The sequence below is a fragment of the Colwellia sp. M166 genome (genome assembly GCF_024585285.1).
Taxonomy (GTDB): domain Bacteria; phylum Pseudomonadota; class Gammaproteobacteria; order Enterobacterales; family Alteromonadaceae; genus Cognaticolwellia.
In genome coordinates this window covers 1,435,095-1,450,311 of sequence record NZ_CP040755.1, presented here as the reverse complement: position 1 = coordinate 1,450,311, position 15,217 = coordinate 1,435,095, and the positions used below count along the sequence as shown (strand labels likewise).

Genomic DNA, 15,217 nt, shown 5'->3' with positions numbered 1-15,217 from the left:
TAGTGGCTTTGATAGCGAAATTAATTTATCGCTTATTATTTTATATCTCTTTAAAACTTAGCAACACGGCTTTTGCATTGCCCGGCTGTATAGTGTCAGTGGCTGTTGAGGAGAAAAAGTTAGAGAAGCCTACAGGTGTTGTTTGTGACAGCTTTTTGAACGCCATTGACCAATTCGGGAATTCGCGCTGAGTGATCGCTTCTTTCGTAAGTAAAATAATCCCAGTATGTCTGACGTCGTTAGTTATATTGATAAATAATTGTTCGATTTTTTTTGATTCACCTTCAATAACCTGCATGAAATTGCCCTCCTTATACAGTAATAGTCCTGTTATATGGTGTTTGCTATTAGCTTGCCTTGCTAGCGCTAACATATCGTTTAACTCTTTTTCGCAGAGTAATTGTTTTGCTGAGCTAACATAGATAAGTTGAGTTAATTGCTTCATAACGGCTTCTTATTTTATTAACGAACTAATTATGTTTGGTTAAACGTCATTTTTCTTTGTGAAACCCTTTGAATTAGTGCTGTTTTAAATAATTGCTATGTGGGGCATTGATAGGTGCCAGTAATAAAACGGCAGGTAACAAATGACACATAATTACGCTGTAATTACCTATACTCAGTAAACTAGCGTTAATATTGAGTATAGCTGCTAGGACGCTTAATTGAATGAAATCAAGCAGATGATTTACTGGCCAGAAGTGATTAATTAATAGAACAATTTCATTTTACTCTATATCACCCTCATCTTTGCTACTTTTAATATCAGCTTCTTCTCTCTCCGCGCTTATCATATCTTCATTATCATAATCATCAAAGTTATTGAATTTGATGATCGCGGTGAGCTCTTTACCGTAAACACTACCTTTTTCAGAATAACGATCTAACTTAGTGACTAGCACATGGGGATCATCGGTTTTCATTGTTGCTTTTCTAAACTCTTTAAAAGCATTACCACGGGCTAAAGTACGGTAGTAATCGTAAACTGATTCTTCGATAGAGTCATACTCTCTTACCCAAATAGTTTTATCGCCGCGTTTTTTTAAAGCTGCGATACGAGGTTCATTTTCATCGAATGACCAAACGCCAAAGATATTATTGGCTTCTAGGAAAAATCTAGAAGTGGCCCAAGAGCTTTCCATTGCGGCCTGTGCTATGGCAATGCTTTTTGGGTGCGGCTTAAGCGCCATGAGCAACTCGTCATTAGTTGATGCTTTGTATTCAATTTTTAGTTTTTCAATTTCATCATTATTTTTTCCGTTATCAATAATGGTTTTAACATCATCATATTGCGACATTAGATCGTGATAAACGTGATCAACGGCAGGCACGATTAATGAGATAAATCTCGCTTTCTTCTCCTGTACCGTCATGGGAGGAAGCTCTATTTTTCTATCAGGAATATAGTAGCTAATAGCAGCAATAATAAGCAGTAAAACAATACCGATAGTCGCTTTTCTTTGCTTTGAAGATAATTGCATCATGATAATCCCGTTTATATTTTATTGAAAATCGTAAGTTGCTTTTATCGCAATAAAACTGTTACAGCATTACTACAATAAAAACTTATACCGTTAATATTAACACAGTGGAGGGGGCGGATTAGTGATGTTTTTTTTATTGGCTTTAGAGACACCAAAATAACCACTAAAATAAACAGTGTGATCATGGAACTAAATAATGGCTACTTTAATATTGAGGTGTCTTTTTATGATATTAAAGCACTATTCGCTAAAAAATTAGTTAAAAAATCGTGTCTGGATGAAACATATCATTATCGGAAAATAGCTCTAGCACTTGGTATAAAAAAGGCACTGCTAACCAAAATCATTTGGTGTCTTACAAAGCATGGGAAGTCGGCATCGATAGTCCGACTTCTACTCATGTAAAAGACTACTTTATTCAGAAGCTGAAAATCAGCTGCTCTACCAAGCCATATTTTGATTAATCATCTGATTTCAGATAGGCCTCTGCCGCTATATGAAGATAACCGTGATCTTAGTTTTGAGCTGAGGCTATTTTGCTAAACGCTTTTCAAGCAGGCTTGGCATTGGCGAGAGGGTATGTTCGCTTTACCCCTCACAGCTCTGTGGTTCATGCTGCACCTGCAACAAAGAGTTATTGTGGATGGCTTGATTAACTTCCTTGATTAACAGTCAACTAGATATTTTAATCTTTATTCTGATATTAGTTGTGTTTTTCAGGCATAAAAAAACCGCAATTAAGCGGCTTTTATCATAGTGTGTCGCCACACTATGGCCAAATCTAAAAGTTACTAGGTATAACTAATAGACTAAAAATGGTCTTTATTTTGGTGGGCGGGGGTCATCTGTATTTGGCTTGTAGTTCATTGTTATTGTTTGGTTTGTTGTTTTGTTGTTGTTTTTTTTGGTACTATTTGAGGTACTAAAAATAAATATCAAAAATTATTTATAGACACAGCCAAAACCATAACAACGATACTTTAATCTACTTCATCTTTAGCCTTACCAAATGTTCTTCGTATTTCTTTAGCACTTGACCACATCACTCTGATTACCCTGAATTATTCCAAACACCTTTGTCCTATGATTTTTAATACCTATGATGCTATTGTCATCGTATAAAAAGAGTCTTAAGTAAAATTATTTTCAATAACTTTTAGGGAGTATTAGTTGTGAGTATGCCAACGTACAAAGTTTGTTGTGATAAATGTGATTATGAAGCATGGTCATTAAAACTATGGGGAGCTAAGGAATATATTGATTCGGAAGGGCAGAGAATACCTGTTGATGTAACATTAAATTGGTGTAATGAATGTCAGTCTCTTGAACCGGTCGAGTCATTTGATCACACTGAAGAATATGTAAAAAAATTGAAAGAAGCTTTAAATAATATAAAAGACAATACAAACTCGGTACCTAAGCTATTCTATATTCGGTTGATGAGTTGGTTTAGGGGGGCAGATCAATGTTTTTTAAATGAGGCTCTAGAGTACACTCGAAAAATTGAGTTAGATTTCAAAAGAAAAGGAACTGAAAAGTGTCTAACTTGTGGAGCTGATGACGTACATATATATTCCGGAAATAAGGGGATAGATTGGCAGTTGAAATTTGAAAACGACAACGATAATACAATTACCAATATTCAACACCCAAACTGCGGTGGCGAATTTTATATTTCAACAGATGTTATCCGAGTTGCAATGTCATCCGACATGCGAACATTTACTATTAACGGTGAAGAATTAATAAATAGTTAAGCCAAATAAATAGAACAGCCTTAAGTACAACATTACTTAAGGTGATAACTGCGCATTTGTTTTTTGTGCAGTTAACACTAATTCACATATCGACTGACACAACGACCTATAAATTGCCCCTTCATAAGCTTAAGTATCTTGATAAACCAAGTAGCCAATAAAGCGCAATATTTTATTTTTAAACTACATTGCGCAATGAGCACATGGAAAGTGCGCAAGTAATCAATTAAAACGTAAAATTATCTATTATATATCAAACGGTTATTGTTGCGGCTTCTTTTGGGGTATGAGCTAATTAATTCGATTATATTAAGGATTTGTCAAGTGTTGGTGCAGGTATCTTCCTAGTAATAGCTTCTATTTTAGCGATATTTCTTTCAATAGCTAAGTCTGCTAGAAATAATTCATCGCATAATTTAATCGTAGTTTCGGTAGAGGGTTTAGTTTTTAACTCTTCCCTAATGGTCAATATTTTTTGCATTACTTTATGAATACGTAACCTAGCTAATATTAATTCGCCCTCTGGAGAGACTGCCTCTATCTTATGTCCATCATCATTATAAAAACAACTTGAGTATCCACCATGTTTAAAAGCATTTTGAGCGCCCAGTGGTGGCCCTCTACGTTTATGTTTTAACCTGGGTGGGGTTAGTAACCCTGAGTTACTAAGCAATTTAAAGTTTTCTGTCATTAACCTTGTTTTTATATGCCTACGAGCAGTAGCGTAATTTAATTGATGCTTTTTACACCAAGCTTTGACACATATACCTGTTTGGCTATGATCAAACCAAAATTTGAGCTGTAATTTCCCCCAATCGGCTTTGGCCATAAATAGTTACACTGTTTTTTATCAAGTAAAAATAGTCAGTGGATTGTAAGAACCTACGCTTGATACTTCAGTATCGTTTGTATTGCTTCGCTTTGTGCTTCTTGGTGGCGCACTCCGCTCGCTGTCAGCACTTCCATTTCCCGTACTGTCATTCTCGCCAGGGCCGCTGTCTCGCTTTCCAGTTCCGCTTGGTTCATTTTCTGATACTTCGGCATGCTGTTGAGCACAGATGCTTTGATTATGGCTTGTATTTTGTTCATCATATTCCCTCACGTTTATTACTTGGTCATGGAACTAAAAGCTAGCGTTTACACTATACATTTGAATATAGCCGAAAACAGATGCTCCCAAATAGGCGAAATAGCCCATTCTAGAATAAAGAACACCAGATCTTATTCCTAATTGCTCGAATATTTCTAATGAGTGAGATTTTTCTTCAGAGCTGCTTAAGCTAGGCTTACGAACAATTAAAACTATCAAGGTAGCAAAAATAGGAGTGTTATGATTCCAGTCAAAAAATGCGCTCACCCAAAAAACTGAATACCCAATAATCGCAATGCATAAAACCCATACTAAGGGCTTTTTCGCCAACATAAATATAAAATTATTAGATTGAGCAAAAAGTACATTTAATATAAAAGCTAGCCCTATGATGGCTAGTATTTGGCTAAGAACTTCCATGTATTTACCGATGATTATTTACAGGTGTATAAAATATATATCACTTAGTTAGGCTTAGGAACCCTTAGTTATGACTTTTTAATGTTTACACACTGATTTTAATGAATTTACTATGCGATAAAATTGACAAATCATTACAATTATCGCACCTTACATATTGCATAATGGACACGCCGATGTTGTAAGGGACCACCATGGACAAAAGAAAGCTCAGCGAAACCGATATAATCACAAAATTTATCATGCCAGCGGTCAAAAGTGCCGGTTGGAATGTGATGACGCAAATTCGCCAAGAGGTGAAGTTGCGTGATGGCAAGGTGATTGTTCGTGGCCAGCTTGGTGTACGTAAAACGGTTAAGTCGGCTGACATTGTGCTTTATCTTAAGCCTAATATTCCACTGGCTGTTATCGAAGCTAAAGCGAATAAGCATGAAATAGGTAAGGGCATGCAACAGGGGCTTGATTACGCGCGCTTGCTTGAAGTGCCTTTTGTCTTTGCCTCTAATGGTGATGGCTTTGTTTTTCATGACAAAACTAACCCCGCAATGCTTGAATCTGAAATACAACTGTCCGACTTTCCAAGCCCTGAACAACTTTGGCAAAAATACTGCGTATATCGTCAGTTTAAAGACGAACAGCTGCCATTAATAACTCAAAGCTATCACGATGACGGTAGCGGCAAAGCACCTCGTTATTATCAACTACAAGCAATTAATAAAACCATTGAAGCGGTATCGCAAGGTAAAAACCGTATGTTGTTGGTGATGGCAACCGGAACGGGTAAAACCTATACCGCGTTTCAAATTATTTGGCGCTTATGGAAGTCTCGTCAGAAAAAGCGCATCTTGTTTTTAGCCGACAGAAACATACTGGTCGATCAAACCCGCATTAATGACTTTCAACCCTTTGGCCAAGCCATGACCAAAGTAACAGGCCGTAAAGTAGATCCCGCGTACGAAATTCACCTTGCACTTTATCAAGCACTAACAGGGCCAGAAGAAAGTCAAAAAGCCTTTAAACAAGTTGACCCTGATTTTTTTGATTTGATCATCATTGACGAATGCCACCGCGGAAGCGCCGCAGACGACAGTGCATGGCGAGAAATTCTTGAGTATTTTAGCTCTGCCACGCAAATAGGCTTAACTGCTACGCCAAAAGAAACAGAAGAAGTATCTAACATCGACTATTTTGGCGAACCTGTGTATACCTACTCGCTTAAAGAAGGTATTGAAGACGGCTTTTTATCGCCATACAAAGTAGTACGCGTTGACCTTGATATTGACCTACAAGGCTGGCGGCCTGAAAAAGATCAAACTGATGATAACGGTGAATTAATTGATGACCGTATCTACAATATTAAAGACTTTGATCGCACTATAGTAATTAAAAACCGCACCGATCTTGTCGCGCAAACCATTACCAGCTACTTACAACGCACCGACCCCATGGCTAAAACCATTGTCTTTTGTAATGACATTGACCATGCAGAGCGTATGCGTCGAGCCCTGATTAATTTAAACCCTGAACAAGTGGCGAAAAATGATAAATACGTAATGAAGATCACCGGCGATGATGAAATTGGTAAGGCTCAGCTAGACAACTTTATTAACCCGAAAAAAGCTTACCCTGTTATCGCCACAACGTCAGAGCTTATGACTACAGGCGCTGTCTCTTATACACAAGTTCCATTTTGTTTATATCCATGATCTAATAGGTTAAAAATCTTTAGGTCATGAATATGTTTGAAATAGACTCAGCTAAATGGGCTGCTTTAGTTTTTGGTAAAGCACAGTTAAAAGATCCGCGTCGAACAAAGCGTTTAGTTAATATAGCAACGTCTATGGCTGACAACGCAGGAAAATCATTAGTTAATTCTTGCCCTGATCCTGCAAGTATTGAAGGTGCTTATCGATTTATTCGTAATGACCATATTAATGACGAAGATATTGCTGAAGCTGGCTATTTACATACAGATGCTATTGTTAAACAACGTCCACTCGTACTTGCTTTACAAGATACAACTGGATTAAGTTACAAACATTCTGTCTGCCAAGAATTAGGCGCCGTAAATTCCGCTTCAAGTGAAAAGCGCAGCCCGAAAGGACGAACCCTTTACGCGCATTCCACGTTGATGTTGGATGCACATGAAGAAAAAGTCATTGGGCTTGCTTACCAGCATTATTGGTATAGAGAAAAGAAACAAATAGGCAAACAGCACACATTGCAATGCCGAGAACGTGAGTTAAAAGAAAGCTATAAATGGCAAAATAATGTAGAAGAAATAGCGCAACGTCTAGGTGATTTATCTAATGTCATTGATGTCTGTGATCGCGAAGCCGATATATATGAATACCTTGATTATCAGCAGAGTGCTGGGCATCGCTTTGTTGTTAGAGCGAAAGGTAATCGACGTTTACTAGGTGAGCACCCGAAACTAGAAGATGCGCTGGCACAATTAAAACCCGCGGGTAAATATACGATAGATATCCAGCAAAAAGGTGGAAGAAAAGCCCGAACAGCGACAATAGCGCTCAGTTACACGCAGGTGATACTTAAAAAGCCACAGCGGGCAAAAGGCGCAGAAGGACTTCCGCTCAATATAGTGGTGTGTACCGAGGTAAACAACGATACAAAAAGTAAATTACAATGGTTACTGTACACAACGGAGCAAGTTACAAATGCAGACGAAGCCCGAGCAATTTCCCGCTATTATGAACTAAGGTGGCGTATAGAAGAGTTCCATAAGATTTGGAAAAGTGAAGGGACAGAAGTAGAAAAGTTGCGGATGCAACATATTGACAACTTAAAGAAAGCAGCCGTAATACAAGCATTTATAGCGGTACGTTTATTTCAACTTCGAGAGCTAGCACAAAACAAAGAAGCAGCAGAAGGTATCTGTTGCACAACTTATTTAAATGAAATAAGTTGGAAGCTTCTATTTAAAGCGACAGCGACAGGAAAGCCAATACCAACGGAGCCGCCATCATTGAAATGGGCATATTACGCACTGGCAAGATTAGGGCGATGGTATGACAGCAAGCGAACAGGCCGAGTAGGCACCAAGGCAATGTGGGATGGTTGGGTAAGATTAATGTGGTTAGTCGAGTCCTATGCATTTATGAAAGAACTCGACTTGTGATCAAGAGACAGCTACAGGCGTTGATGCTAAAACCTGTAAATTGGTCGTGCTAGATCAAAACATACAGTCGATGACCAAGTTTAAGCAGATCATTGGCCGTGGCACACGCATTGACGATAAATACGGTAAGTTATGGTTCACCATTCTCGACTTTAAAAAAGCCACTGAACTGTTTGCCGATGAACGCTTTGACGGTATACCTGAGAAGGTTATGGTAAGTAAGCCAGAGGACATTATTACCGGCGAAACGGAAGACGGTAGCTTTATTGATGAGCTTAGCGATGCTAATACTGACGCCGATGATGCAAGTATTGACGGCACAAACGAGCCTGAACAAGACTATGTTAACAGCAGAAGTGAAGGCGCTGAAATTGATAGTGATTGGGGTAATGACGAAGAAGAAAAGCGATTCGTTAAATTTAAAGTCTCAGGAATTGACGTTAAAAAAATGGCTGAACGTGTGCAGTATTACGACACTGACGGCAAGCTCGTTACCGAGTCATTTAAAGATTACACCCGCAATACCATAAAAAAACAATTTTCATCACTAGATGAATTCACCCGTAAGTGGCAAAATGCCGACCGCAAGCAAGCGATCATTGATGAGCTGGCCAATGAAGGAGTTATTTGGCAAGCATTAGAGCAAGACGTAAGCAAAGATTTAGACCCGTTCGATCTTATTTGCCACGTAGTTTACGACCAACCGGCGTTAACGCGTAAAGAGCGCGCTGACAGCGTTAAAAAGCGCAATTACTTTACCAAGTATTCAGACGTAGCCCAAAAGGTGTTAAATGCCTTGCTTGACGGTTATGCCGATGACGGCGTCAAAGCCATTGAAGGTAAAGATGCGTTAAAAGCCAATACCATTGTTGATTTTGGTCGGCCGCTCGAAATAGCGAAAAAAGCCTTTGGCGGCGCAGACAAATATAACAATGCGATCACCGAGTTGGAAGAGCTATTATACGACTCGCCCAACAAGTCAGCGTAGCGCCCTTTAAATCGAGTTAAGTAATTAAACAGATGAACGCTAATAGATAACAAACAACTTAAACCAACCTAATGCGAAAAGTCATAGCCAAGCTAGCAAACCAAGTTAGCAGCCGTGACTTCACAAGATAAAATAAACCAAAGAGAAGTCCATGTCAGTCAGTTCAGTAATAAAGTCCATTCAAGATATTATGCGTAAAGATGCCGGTGTTGACGGAGATGCCCAACGATTAGGGCAAATGTCTTGGTTACTGTTTTTGAAAATATTCGACGCACAAGAAGAAGAACTAGAATTTGAACAAACGGATTACCAATGCCCGTTACCTGAGCAATATCTTTGGCGTAATTGGGCTGCCGACAACGAAGGTATAACCGGTGACGAGCTTCTTGAATTTGTTAACGACCAACTGTTTCCGGATCTTAAAAACCTTACTGCACCTATTAAGCTAAACCCGCGTGGTTATGTTGCTAAAGAAGCGTTTAGCGACGCGTTTAACTATATGAAAAACGGCACGTTACTGCGCCAAGTGATCAACAAGTTAAACGAAATTGACTTTACCGACTCAGAAGAACGCCATTTGTTTGGTGATTTATACGAGCAAATATTAAAAGACTTACAAAGTGCCGGTAATGCGGGCGAATTCTACACGCCTCGTGCCATTACACGCTTTATTGTTGACCGCGTAGACCCTAAGCTAGGTGAAAGCATTATGGACCCTGCCTGTGGTACGGGTGGCTTCTTAGCTTGTTCGTTTGACCACGTAAAAAACAACTATGTTAAAACTGCCGATGATCACCAAACTTTGCAACAGCAGATTCATGGCGTAGAGAAAAAGCAATTACCGCACTTACTGTGTACTACCAACATGCTGCTGCATGGCATTGAAGTACCGGTGCAAGTTAAGCACGGCAATACCTTAAACAAGCCGTTAGCAAACTGGGACGATGAGCTTGACGTTATTGTCACTAACCCGCCGTTTGGTGGCACAGAAGAAGACGGCATAGAGAAGAACTTTCCTGCCGATTTACGTACCCGCGAAACAGCTGATTTATTTTTACAACTTATTATAGAAATATTAGCTTCTCCAAAAAACGGTAAAAACGGTGGCCGTGCAGCCGTGGTGTTACCCGATGGCACTTTATTTGGTGAAGGCGTTAAAACTAAGATCAAAAAGTTGTTAACCGAAGAATGTAATCTACATACCATTGTCCGTTTACCTAACGGCGTATTTAACCCGTATACCGGCATAAAAACCAACATACTCTTCTTCACTAAGGGCAAGCCAACCGAAAAAGTGTGGTTTTACGAGCACCCGTACCCTGACGGCGTTAAAAACTATAACAAAACCAAGCCGATGAAGTTTGAAGAATTCCAAACCGAAATTGACTGGTGGGGTAACGAGGCAGACGGCTTTGCATCGCGTATTGAAACTGAACAAGCATGGCAAGTCAGTATTGACGAGATTATTGCTCGTAACTTTAACCTTGATATTAAAAACCCGCATGTTGGCGAAAAAATAAGCCACGACCCACAAGAGCTATTGGGCGACTACGCGAAACAACAAGCAGATATTCAAGCCTTGCGCGGCCAGCTTAAAGGTATTCTAGCTAATGCCTTATCTAATAAAGAGCAGGGCGCGAAATAATGGCTGGCGTTGAAAAGTTAATCACTGAGCATATTGATGTTTGGACTAGCGCGATTAAAAAACGCAATGCCACCGGCCGTGGTACGAGTAAAAAAATTGAATTAACTGGTATTAAAAAATTACGTGAACTGATTTTAGAGCTCGCGGTACGCGGTAAATTAGTACCGCAAGATGCTAGTGATGAACCGGCAAGCGTATTGCTTGAAAAAATAAGTCAGATAAAGCAACAGTTAATTAGTAATAAAACAATAAAGAAAACTCGAAAACAACCTGAAATATCTACAGAAGATCAATTATATACGCTTCCAAGTGGTTGGGCATGGGCGCGTTTAGAAGATGTTTATGATGTTAGAGATGGAACTCATGATAGTCCTAAGGCGCAGTTAACAGGCTACCCTTTGGTAACTAGCAAAAACCTTTCTTCAGGGAAATTAGATCTTTCTGATATTAAATATATTTCTGAGGCTGATCACCTAAAAATTATTGCTCGCTCAAAAGTTGATAGAGATGATATTTTATTTGCGATGATTGGCAGTATAGGCAATCCGGTAATCGTGGATTTAGAGCCAGACTTTAGTATTAAGAATGTAGGTCTTTTCAAGTATTTCGATAAAGATCTTTCTGTACCTTTATTTTTAAAAAATTACCTAATATATGCTTCAGTTATAATAAAAAGTCAATCTGGTGGAGGTGTTCAACCCTTTGTGTCCTTAGGTAAGCTCCGCTCATTTGTTATTTCTTTACCTCCTCTAGCCGAACAACACCGCATTGTTGCTAAAGTCGATGAACTGATGGCCTTGTGTGACCAGTTAGAGCAACAAACTGAGCAAAGTCTGAGTGCACACCAAACCTTAGTGGAAGTGCTGCTAGCAAGCTTAACAAACGGCACATCGGCAGACGATGATAACAAAGAAGACTTCCAAACCAGCTGGCAACGCATCGCTGAGCACTTTGACGTATTGTTCACCACCGAAGCAAGCATAGAGCAGTTAAAGCAAACCATCTTACAACTCGCCGTCATGGGTAAACTCGTGCCGCAAAACCCCAACGACGAACCAGCAAGTGTACTACTTGATAAAATCGCAGAAGAAAAAGCGCAACTCATCGCTGATAAAAAAATCAAAAAGCAAAAGCCATTACCTGCCATTACGGACGAAGAAAAGCCGTTTGAGCTGCCGAACGGTTGGGAGTGGACGACTCTATCTCATATTGGTGTATTCACTGGTGGAAAAACGCCAAGTAAAGCTAACTCTGATTATTGGAACGGTGACGTACCTTGGGTTACGCCTAAAGATATGAAAGTTGAAGAAATATTTGATAGTGAAGATCATGTTACCAAGTTAGCAATAACTGACGGTTTGGCTCAAATAGACACAGAGTCACTTTTGTTTGTAGCTAGAAGTGGAATATTGAGAAGAAAGTTCCCTGTCGCAATTACTAAGTCTGTTTGTACTGTTAATCAGGACTTAAAGGTCTTGAGCTTAATCGATAAATATATAGCAAATTATGTTTTGCTTATGATGAAAGGTTTTGAAATGTATATATTAGAAAACTTGACAAAGATTGGCACTACAGTTGAAAGCTTAAGGTTTGATGATTTTTCTAAACATTATTTCATTATGCCTCCGTTAAAAGAACAACAGCGAATCGTAGCCAAAGTAGATGAGTTGCTCGCCTTGTGTGACCAACTCAAAGCTCGCCTAGGCGACGCCCAAACCACCCAACTGCACCTCGCCGATGCCGTGGTTGAAAATGCCTTAGGAGATGCCTTGTAATGACAATGCCAAGACCTGTTCGACTGTTTCATATTACTGCTATTGATAATCTCAATATGATTTGTCAGCAGGAAGCATTGTTAAGTAAAACTAAAAGTGAGGAATTAGATTTGCACTATCATAATATTGCTCATGGTGGTGCACAAGGAGCGCGTTCAATCAAAAGTGTCAATAATCCACCAGGTGGATTAATCCATGAGTTTGTACCTTTTTATTTCGCTCCTCGTTCGCCTATGTTATCGGCTATTCATCACGGGAGAGTAAATAATTGTCAGTATGACCAAACAGGTATTATCTACTTTGAAACCACCATTGAATTAGCGCTTAAAAATGACTTACAAGACTTCGTTTTTTACGACCGTAATGCAACCCTAGATTACAGCCAATGTTTTACAGACTTACGTATGTTGTCGAGCTCTGTCGATTGGGCTACGATGACAGAAAGTCCTCGCCTTGATGGATTTTGTAAATACTTTATGAATTCTCATGCCAACCCTCGATATGTAGATAGGGTGGAAAAAAGACAGGCGGAATTTTTGATAAAAGAAAAAGTTCCGCTTACTTTGATGACCAGAATTGGTGTGTTAAATCAAGCGAGAGCACAAGAAGTTAATGCTATCTTGGCACGAAATGGCGTAAACTTAGCGGTAGAAGTAATGACAGACTGGTATTTTTAGGACAAAACATGGCAATTAATTTAAACATTCATTCAATGAAAGGTGATCTTCTTAAACAAGAAGATGTTGATGCTATAGTAAATACAGTTAATTGTGTTGGTGTTATGGGTAAAGGCATAGCACTGCAATTTAAGAAAAAATGGCCAGATAATTTTAAGGCTTATGCGCTAGCCTGTAAAAATAAAGAAGTAGAACTAGGGCAAATGTTTACTTTTGAACTAGGCGCTTTAGCAACACCTCGTTTTATTATTAATTTTCCAACGAAAGATCATTGGAAAAGTGCTTCTAAAATTGAAGATGTTGAATCTGGCTTACAAAGTTTAGTAGAACATATTGCACGCTTTGATATTCGCTCTATCGCGATCCCTCCATTAGGTTGTGGCCTAGGCGGTTTAGCTTGGAATGAGGTAAAACCATTAATAGTTAAGTACTTAGGTTGTATAGAAAACTTAGAAGTGAGGCTATTTGAACCGAATGATGATATTAAAGCAACGACTATTGAAACTAATACAGTAAAACCTAAAATGACCGCGGGTAGAGCGGCCATCCTCGCATTGTTAGAAACTTATCAGACGGTAAATTACGGTTTGTCAAAAATAGAAGTACAAAAGCTTGCTTATTTTTTACAAGAAGCCGGCGAAAATATGAAACTTCAATTTGAGAAGCAGACGTATGGCCCTTATGCTGATGCCTTGCGTCATGCATTAAACACTATGGATGGCCACTATATCGAAGGTGTTGGCGATGGGGTTGTTGAGTCTGAAATAACACCTATTGCTTCAGCATTAGCGGATGCAAAACAATTTTTAGCTGAATCCAATGACGATATTAAGTTACGAATTAATAGAGTAGGTGAATTAATCGATGGCTATCAATCGCCTTATGGTGTCGAACTTTTATCGACAGTGCATTGGGTTGTTAAAAATGAAGGTGCTAATAGCCCCGAAGAAGCTCATCAAGCTATTCAGCAATGGAATGAACGCAAAGCTACGCTAATGACGCCTGCACATGTTAAAACGGCATGGAATAGATTGAAAAATACAGGGTGGATTCATTAAACTCTAATGGCTATTTATCAAATAACAGATAATGAAATTAAAACGATTTCTCGTACAACTTTTTCCGAATCAGGATTAAAAGAACGCGATGATTTACAGCGCTTGCTTAAACACCAAATTGAAATTATTTCTCCTGATACACTAGTGGTAGCTGAAGAATTTGGTGAGTGGGATGAAAGCCGCAGACGTATCGATTTGTTAGGGATTGATAAGCAAGCCAATATTGTTGTGATTGAACTAAAACGTACTGAAGATGGCGGTCATATGGAGCTGCAAGCTGTCCGTTATGCTGCAATGGTTTCAACTCTTACCTTTGATCGTTTAGTTGATATTTATGCTGATTACATCAAAAGCAATACCCTTGAATTAGATGCTGAAGCTTCAATATTAGAATTTTTAGGTTGGGATGAAAAAGAAGAGGATGAATTTGCCCAAGAGGTAAAGATTGTTTTAGCATCTGCTGAGTTTTCTCGTGAGTTAACAACGACTGTAATGTGGCTCAATGATTACGGTTTATCTATTCGATGTGTGCGTATGCATCCATATGAAAGCGAAGGTAAAATCCTTTTAGATGTTCAGTCTGTTATACCCATTCCTGAGATTGAAGATTACCAAGTTAAGATTCGTGAAAAACGTCAAAAAGAACGGGCGTCTCGTTCTGGGGGCAGAGATACAAGCCGTTATTCGATATTCTTTAATGACGAGCAAGCTTATGGGCATATTCGTAAATCAGATATTGGGTTTTGTACTGTGCAATTACTAAATGATAAAGGTTTAATCGGTCAAGAGACTTTGGATTTCTTAAGAGCTGATAATACCTGTGCCTTTCAATTACTAAAGCTGGAGTCTGAAGTAACTGAAACCAACAAAAAGTATAACAAATATCGAGTAGCTCGTGAGCCTGAACTTATATACTCAGACAAAGGGTATTATGTTGCCCGTAACTGGGGCAAAGAGAGTGCAGAAGTGTTCGCAACAAAAATAACAGATAGATTTCCTGCAATTAAATACAAGTTGCATACTGACTGATTTATTTTCCCTTAGAGAGCCTTTGTTTATGAGCGCCTATCAGTAAGTCATTTAATTTTTAACGTTGCTAAAGTCAGTCATGACTTCGTCAAATTCTTCAGCCGTAAATGCTGCTTCCCAATCTTCTAGCCATTCATCGACCGTTTGTTCTTCAG

12 protein-coding genes and 2 pseudogenes are annotated in these 15,217 nt (G+C 38.9%); 9 read left to right on the top strand and 5 right to left on the bottom strand.

Annotation, left to right across the window (positions count from 1 at the left end; translation table 11 throughout):
- Positions 1-40: 40 nt before the first annotated feature.
- Both FGD67_RS06610 and FGD67_RS06605 read right to left on the bottom strand, forming a co-directional pair.
- Positions 41-445 carry a BLUF domain-containing protein gene (locus FGD67_RS06610; protein WP_257174254.1) on the bottom strand — a complete coding sequence of 135 codons (405 nt, stop codon included), beginning with the start codon at positions 443-445 and terminating at the stop codon, positions 41-43.
- Between the two features lie 283 nt (positions 446-728).
- Positions 729-1,484: a glucosaminidase domain-containing protein gene (locus FGD67_RS06605; protein ID WP_257174253.1), complete on the bottom strand. Its 756-nt coding sequence runs from the start codon at positions 1,482-1,484 to the stop codon at positions 729-731.
- 1,172 nt (positions 1,485-2,656) lie between these two features.
- Here FGD67_RS06605 and FGD67_RS06600 point away from each other — a divergent pair.
- Positions 2,657-3,241 (top strand): hypothetical protein, encoded by a 585-nt coding sequence (locus tag FGD67_RS06600; protein ID WP_257174252.1) that lies wholly within the window; start codon positions 2,657-2,659, stop codon positions 3,239-3,241.
- A gap of 304 nt (positions 3,242-3,545) precedes the next feature.
- Here FGD67_RS06600 and FGD67_RS06595 read toward each other — a convergent pair whose 3' ends face one another.
- From FGD67_RS06595 to FGD67_RS06585, 3 genes are read right to left on the bottom strand one after another with little or no spacing between them, the layout of a single operon-like run.
- Positions 3,546-4,070, bottom strand: coding sequence for a hypothetical protein (locus FGD67_RS06595; protein WP_257174251.1), 525 nt, complete (start codon positions 4,068-4,070; stop codon positions 3,546-3,548).
- A 53-nt stretch (positions 4,071-4,123) separates the two neighbouring features.
- Positions 4,124-4,333, bottom strand: a complete 210-nt coding sequence (locus FGD67_RS06590; protein WP_257174250.1) for a hypothetical protein — start codon at positions 4,331-4,333, stop codon at positions 4,124-4,126.
- Positions 4,334-4,364: 31 nt separating this feature from the next.
- On the bottom strand, positions 4,365-4,751 hold the full coding sequence (locus FGD67_RS06585; protein ID WP_257174249.1) for a hypothetical protein: 387 nt from the start codon (positions 4,749-4,751) through the stop codon (positions 4,365-4,367).
- Positions 4,752-4,945: 194 nt separating this feature from the next.
- On the opposite strand from FGD67_RS06585, the pseudogene hsdR reads away from it, so the two are divergent.
- The 8 genes and pseudogenes from hsdR to FGD67_RS06545 all read left to right on the top strand — a co-directional run.
- A pseudogene (gene hsdR, locus FGD67_RS06580) lies at positions 4,946-6,430 on the top strand (EcoAI/FtnUII family type I restriction enzme subunit R); the annotation flags it as partial.
- 59 nt (positions 6,431-6,489) lie between these two features.
- Positions 6,490-7,890 (top strand): IS4 family transposase, encoded by a 1,401-nt coding sequence (locus FGD67_RS06575; protein WP_257174248.1) that lies wholly within the window; start codon positions 6,490-6,492, stop codon positions 7,888-7,890.
- A pseudogene (locus tag FGD67_RS06570) lies at positions 7,880-8,878 on the top strand (type I restriction-modification enzyme R subunit C-terminal domain-containing protein); the annotation flags it as partial. The gene FGD67_RS06575 and the pseudogene FGD67_RS06570, both read left to right, overlap by 11 nt.
- Before the next feature lie 151 nt (positions 8,879-9,029).
- A complete protein-coding gene (locus FGD67_RS06565; protein WP_257174247.1) occupies positions 9,030-10,523 on the top strand; it encodes a type I restriction-modification system subunit M in 1,494 nt (497 codons plus the stop codon).
- Entirely contained in the window at positions 10,523-12,298 is a 1,776-nt protein-coding gene (locus FGD67_RS06560) for a restriction endonuclease subunit S (protein WP_257174246.1), read from the top strand. The genes FGD67_RS06565 and FGD67_RS06560 overlap by 1 nt, the downstream gene beginning before the upstream one ends.
- Entirely contained in the window at positions 12,298-12,975 is a 678-nt protein-coding gene (locus FGD67_RS06555; protein ID WP_257174245.1) for a DUF4433 domain-containing protein, read from the top strand. Before FGD67_RS06560 ends, FGD67_RS06555 begins: the two co-directional genes overlap by 1 nt.
- Before the next feature lie 8 nt (positions 12,976-12,983).
- Positions 12,984-14,033: a macro domain-containing protein gene (locus FGD67_RS06550; RefSeq protein WP_257174244.1), complete on the top strand. Its 1,050-nt coding sequence runs from the start codon at positions 12,984-12,986 to the stop codon at positions 14,031-14,033.
- Between the two features lie 6 nt (positions 14,034-14,039).
- A complete protein-coding gene (locus FGD67_RS06545) occupies positions 14,040-15,062 on the top strand; it encodes a hypothetical protein (RefSeq protein ID WP_257174243.1) in 1,023 nt (340 codons plus the stop codon).
- Positions 15,063-15,217: the final 155 nt, after the last annotated feature.

What these genes read in the sequence shown, in the direction of transcription:
- FGD67_RS06610 (WP_257174254.1), bottom strand. Translation starts at nt 445, where the DNA reads ATGAAGCAATTAACTCAACTTATCTATGTTAGCTCAGCAAAACAATTA.
- FGD67_RS06605 (WP_257174253.1), bottom strand. Translation starts at nt 1,484, where the DNA reads ATGATGCAATTATCTTCAAAGCAAAGAAAAGCGACTATCGGTATTGTT.
- FGD67_RS06595 (WP_257174251.1), bottom strand. Translation starts at nt 4,070, where the DNA reads ATGGCCAAAGCCGATTGGGGGAAATTACAGCTCAAATTTTGGTTTGAT.
- FGD67_RS06590 (WP_257174250.1), bottom strand. Translation starts at nt 4,333, where the DNA reads ATGATGAACAAAATACAAGCCATAATCAAAGCATCTGTGCTCAACAGC.
- FGD67_RS06585 (WP_257174249.1), bottom strand. Translation starts at nt 4,751, where the DNA reads ATGGAAGTTCTTAGCCAAATACTAGCCATCATAGGGCTAGCTTTTATA.
- FGD67_RS06575 (WP_257174248.1), top strand. Translation starts at nt 6,490, where the DNA reads ATGTTTGAAATAGACTCAGCTAAATGGGCTGCTTTAGTTTTTGGTAAA.
- FGD67_RS06565 (WP_257174247.1), top strand. Translation starts at nt 9,030, where the DNA reads ATGTCAGTCAGTTCAGTAATAAAGTCCATTCAAGATATTATGCGTAAA.
- FGD67_RS06560 (WP_257174246.1), top strand. Translation starts at nt 10,523, where the DNA reads ATGGCTGGCGTTGAAAAGTTAATCACTGAGCATATTGATGTTTGGACT.
- FGD67_RS06555 (WP_257174245.1), top strand. Translation starts at nt 12,298, where the DNA reads ATGACAATGCCAAGACCTGTTCGACTGTTTCATATTACTGCTATTGAT.
- FGD67_RS06550 (WP_257174244.1), top strand. Translation starts at nt 12,984, where the DNA reads ATGGCAATTAATTTAAACATTCATTCAATGAAAGGTGATCTTCTTAAA.
- FGD67_RS06545 (WP_257174243.1), top strand. Translation starts at nt 14,040, where the DNA reads ATGGCTATTTATCAAATAACAGATAATGAAATTAAAACGATTTCTCGT.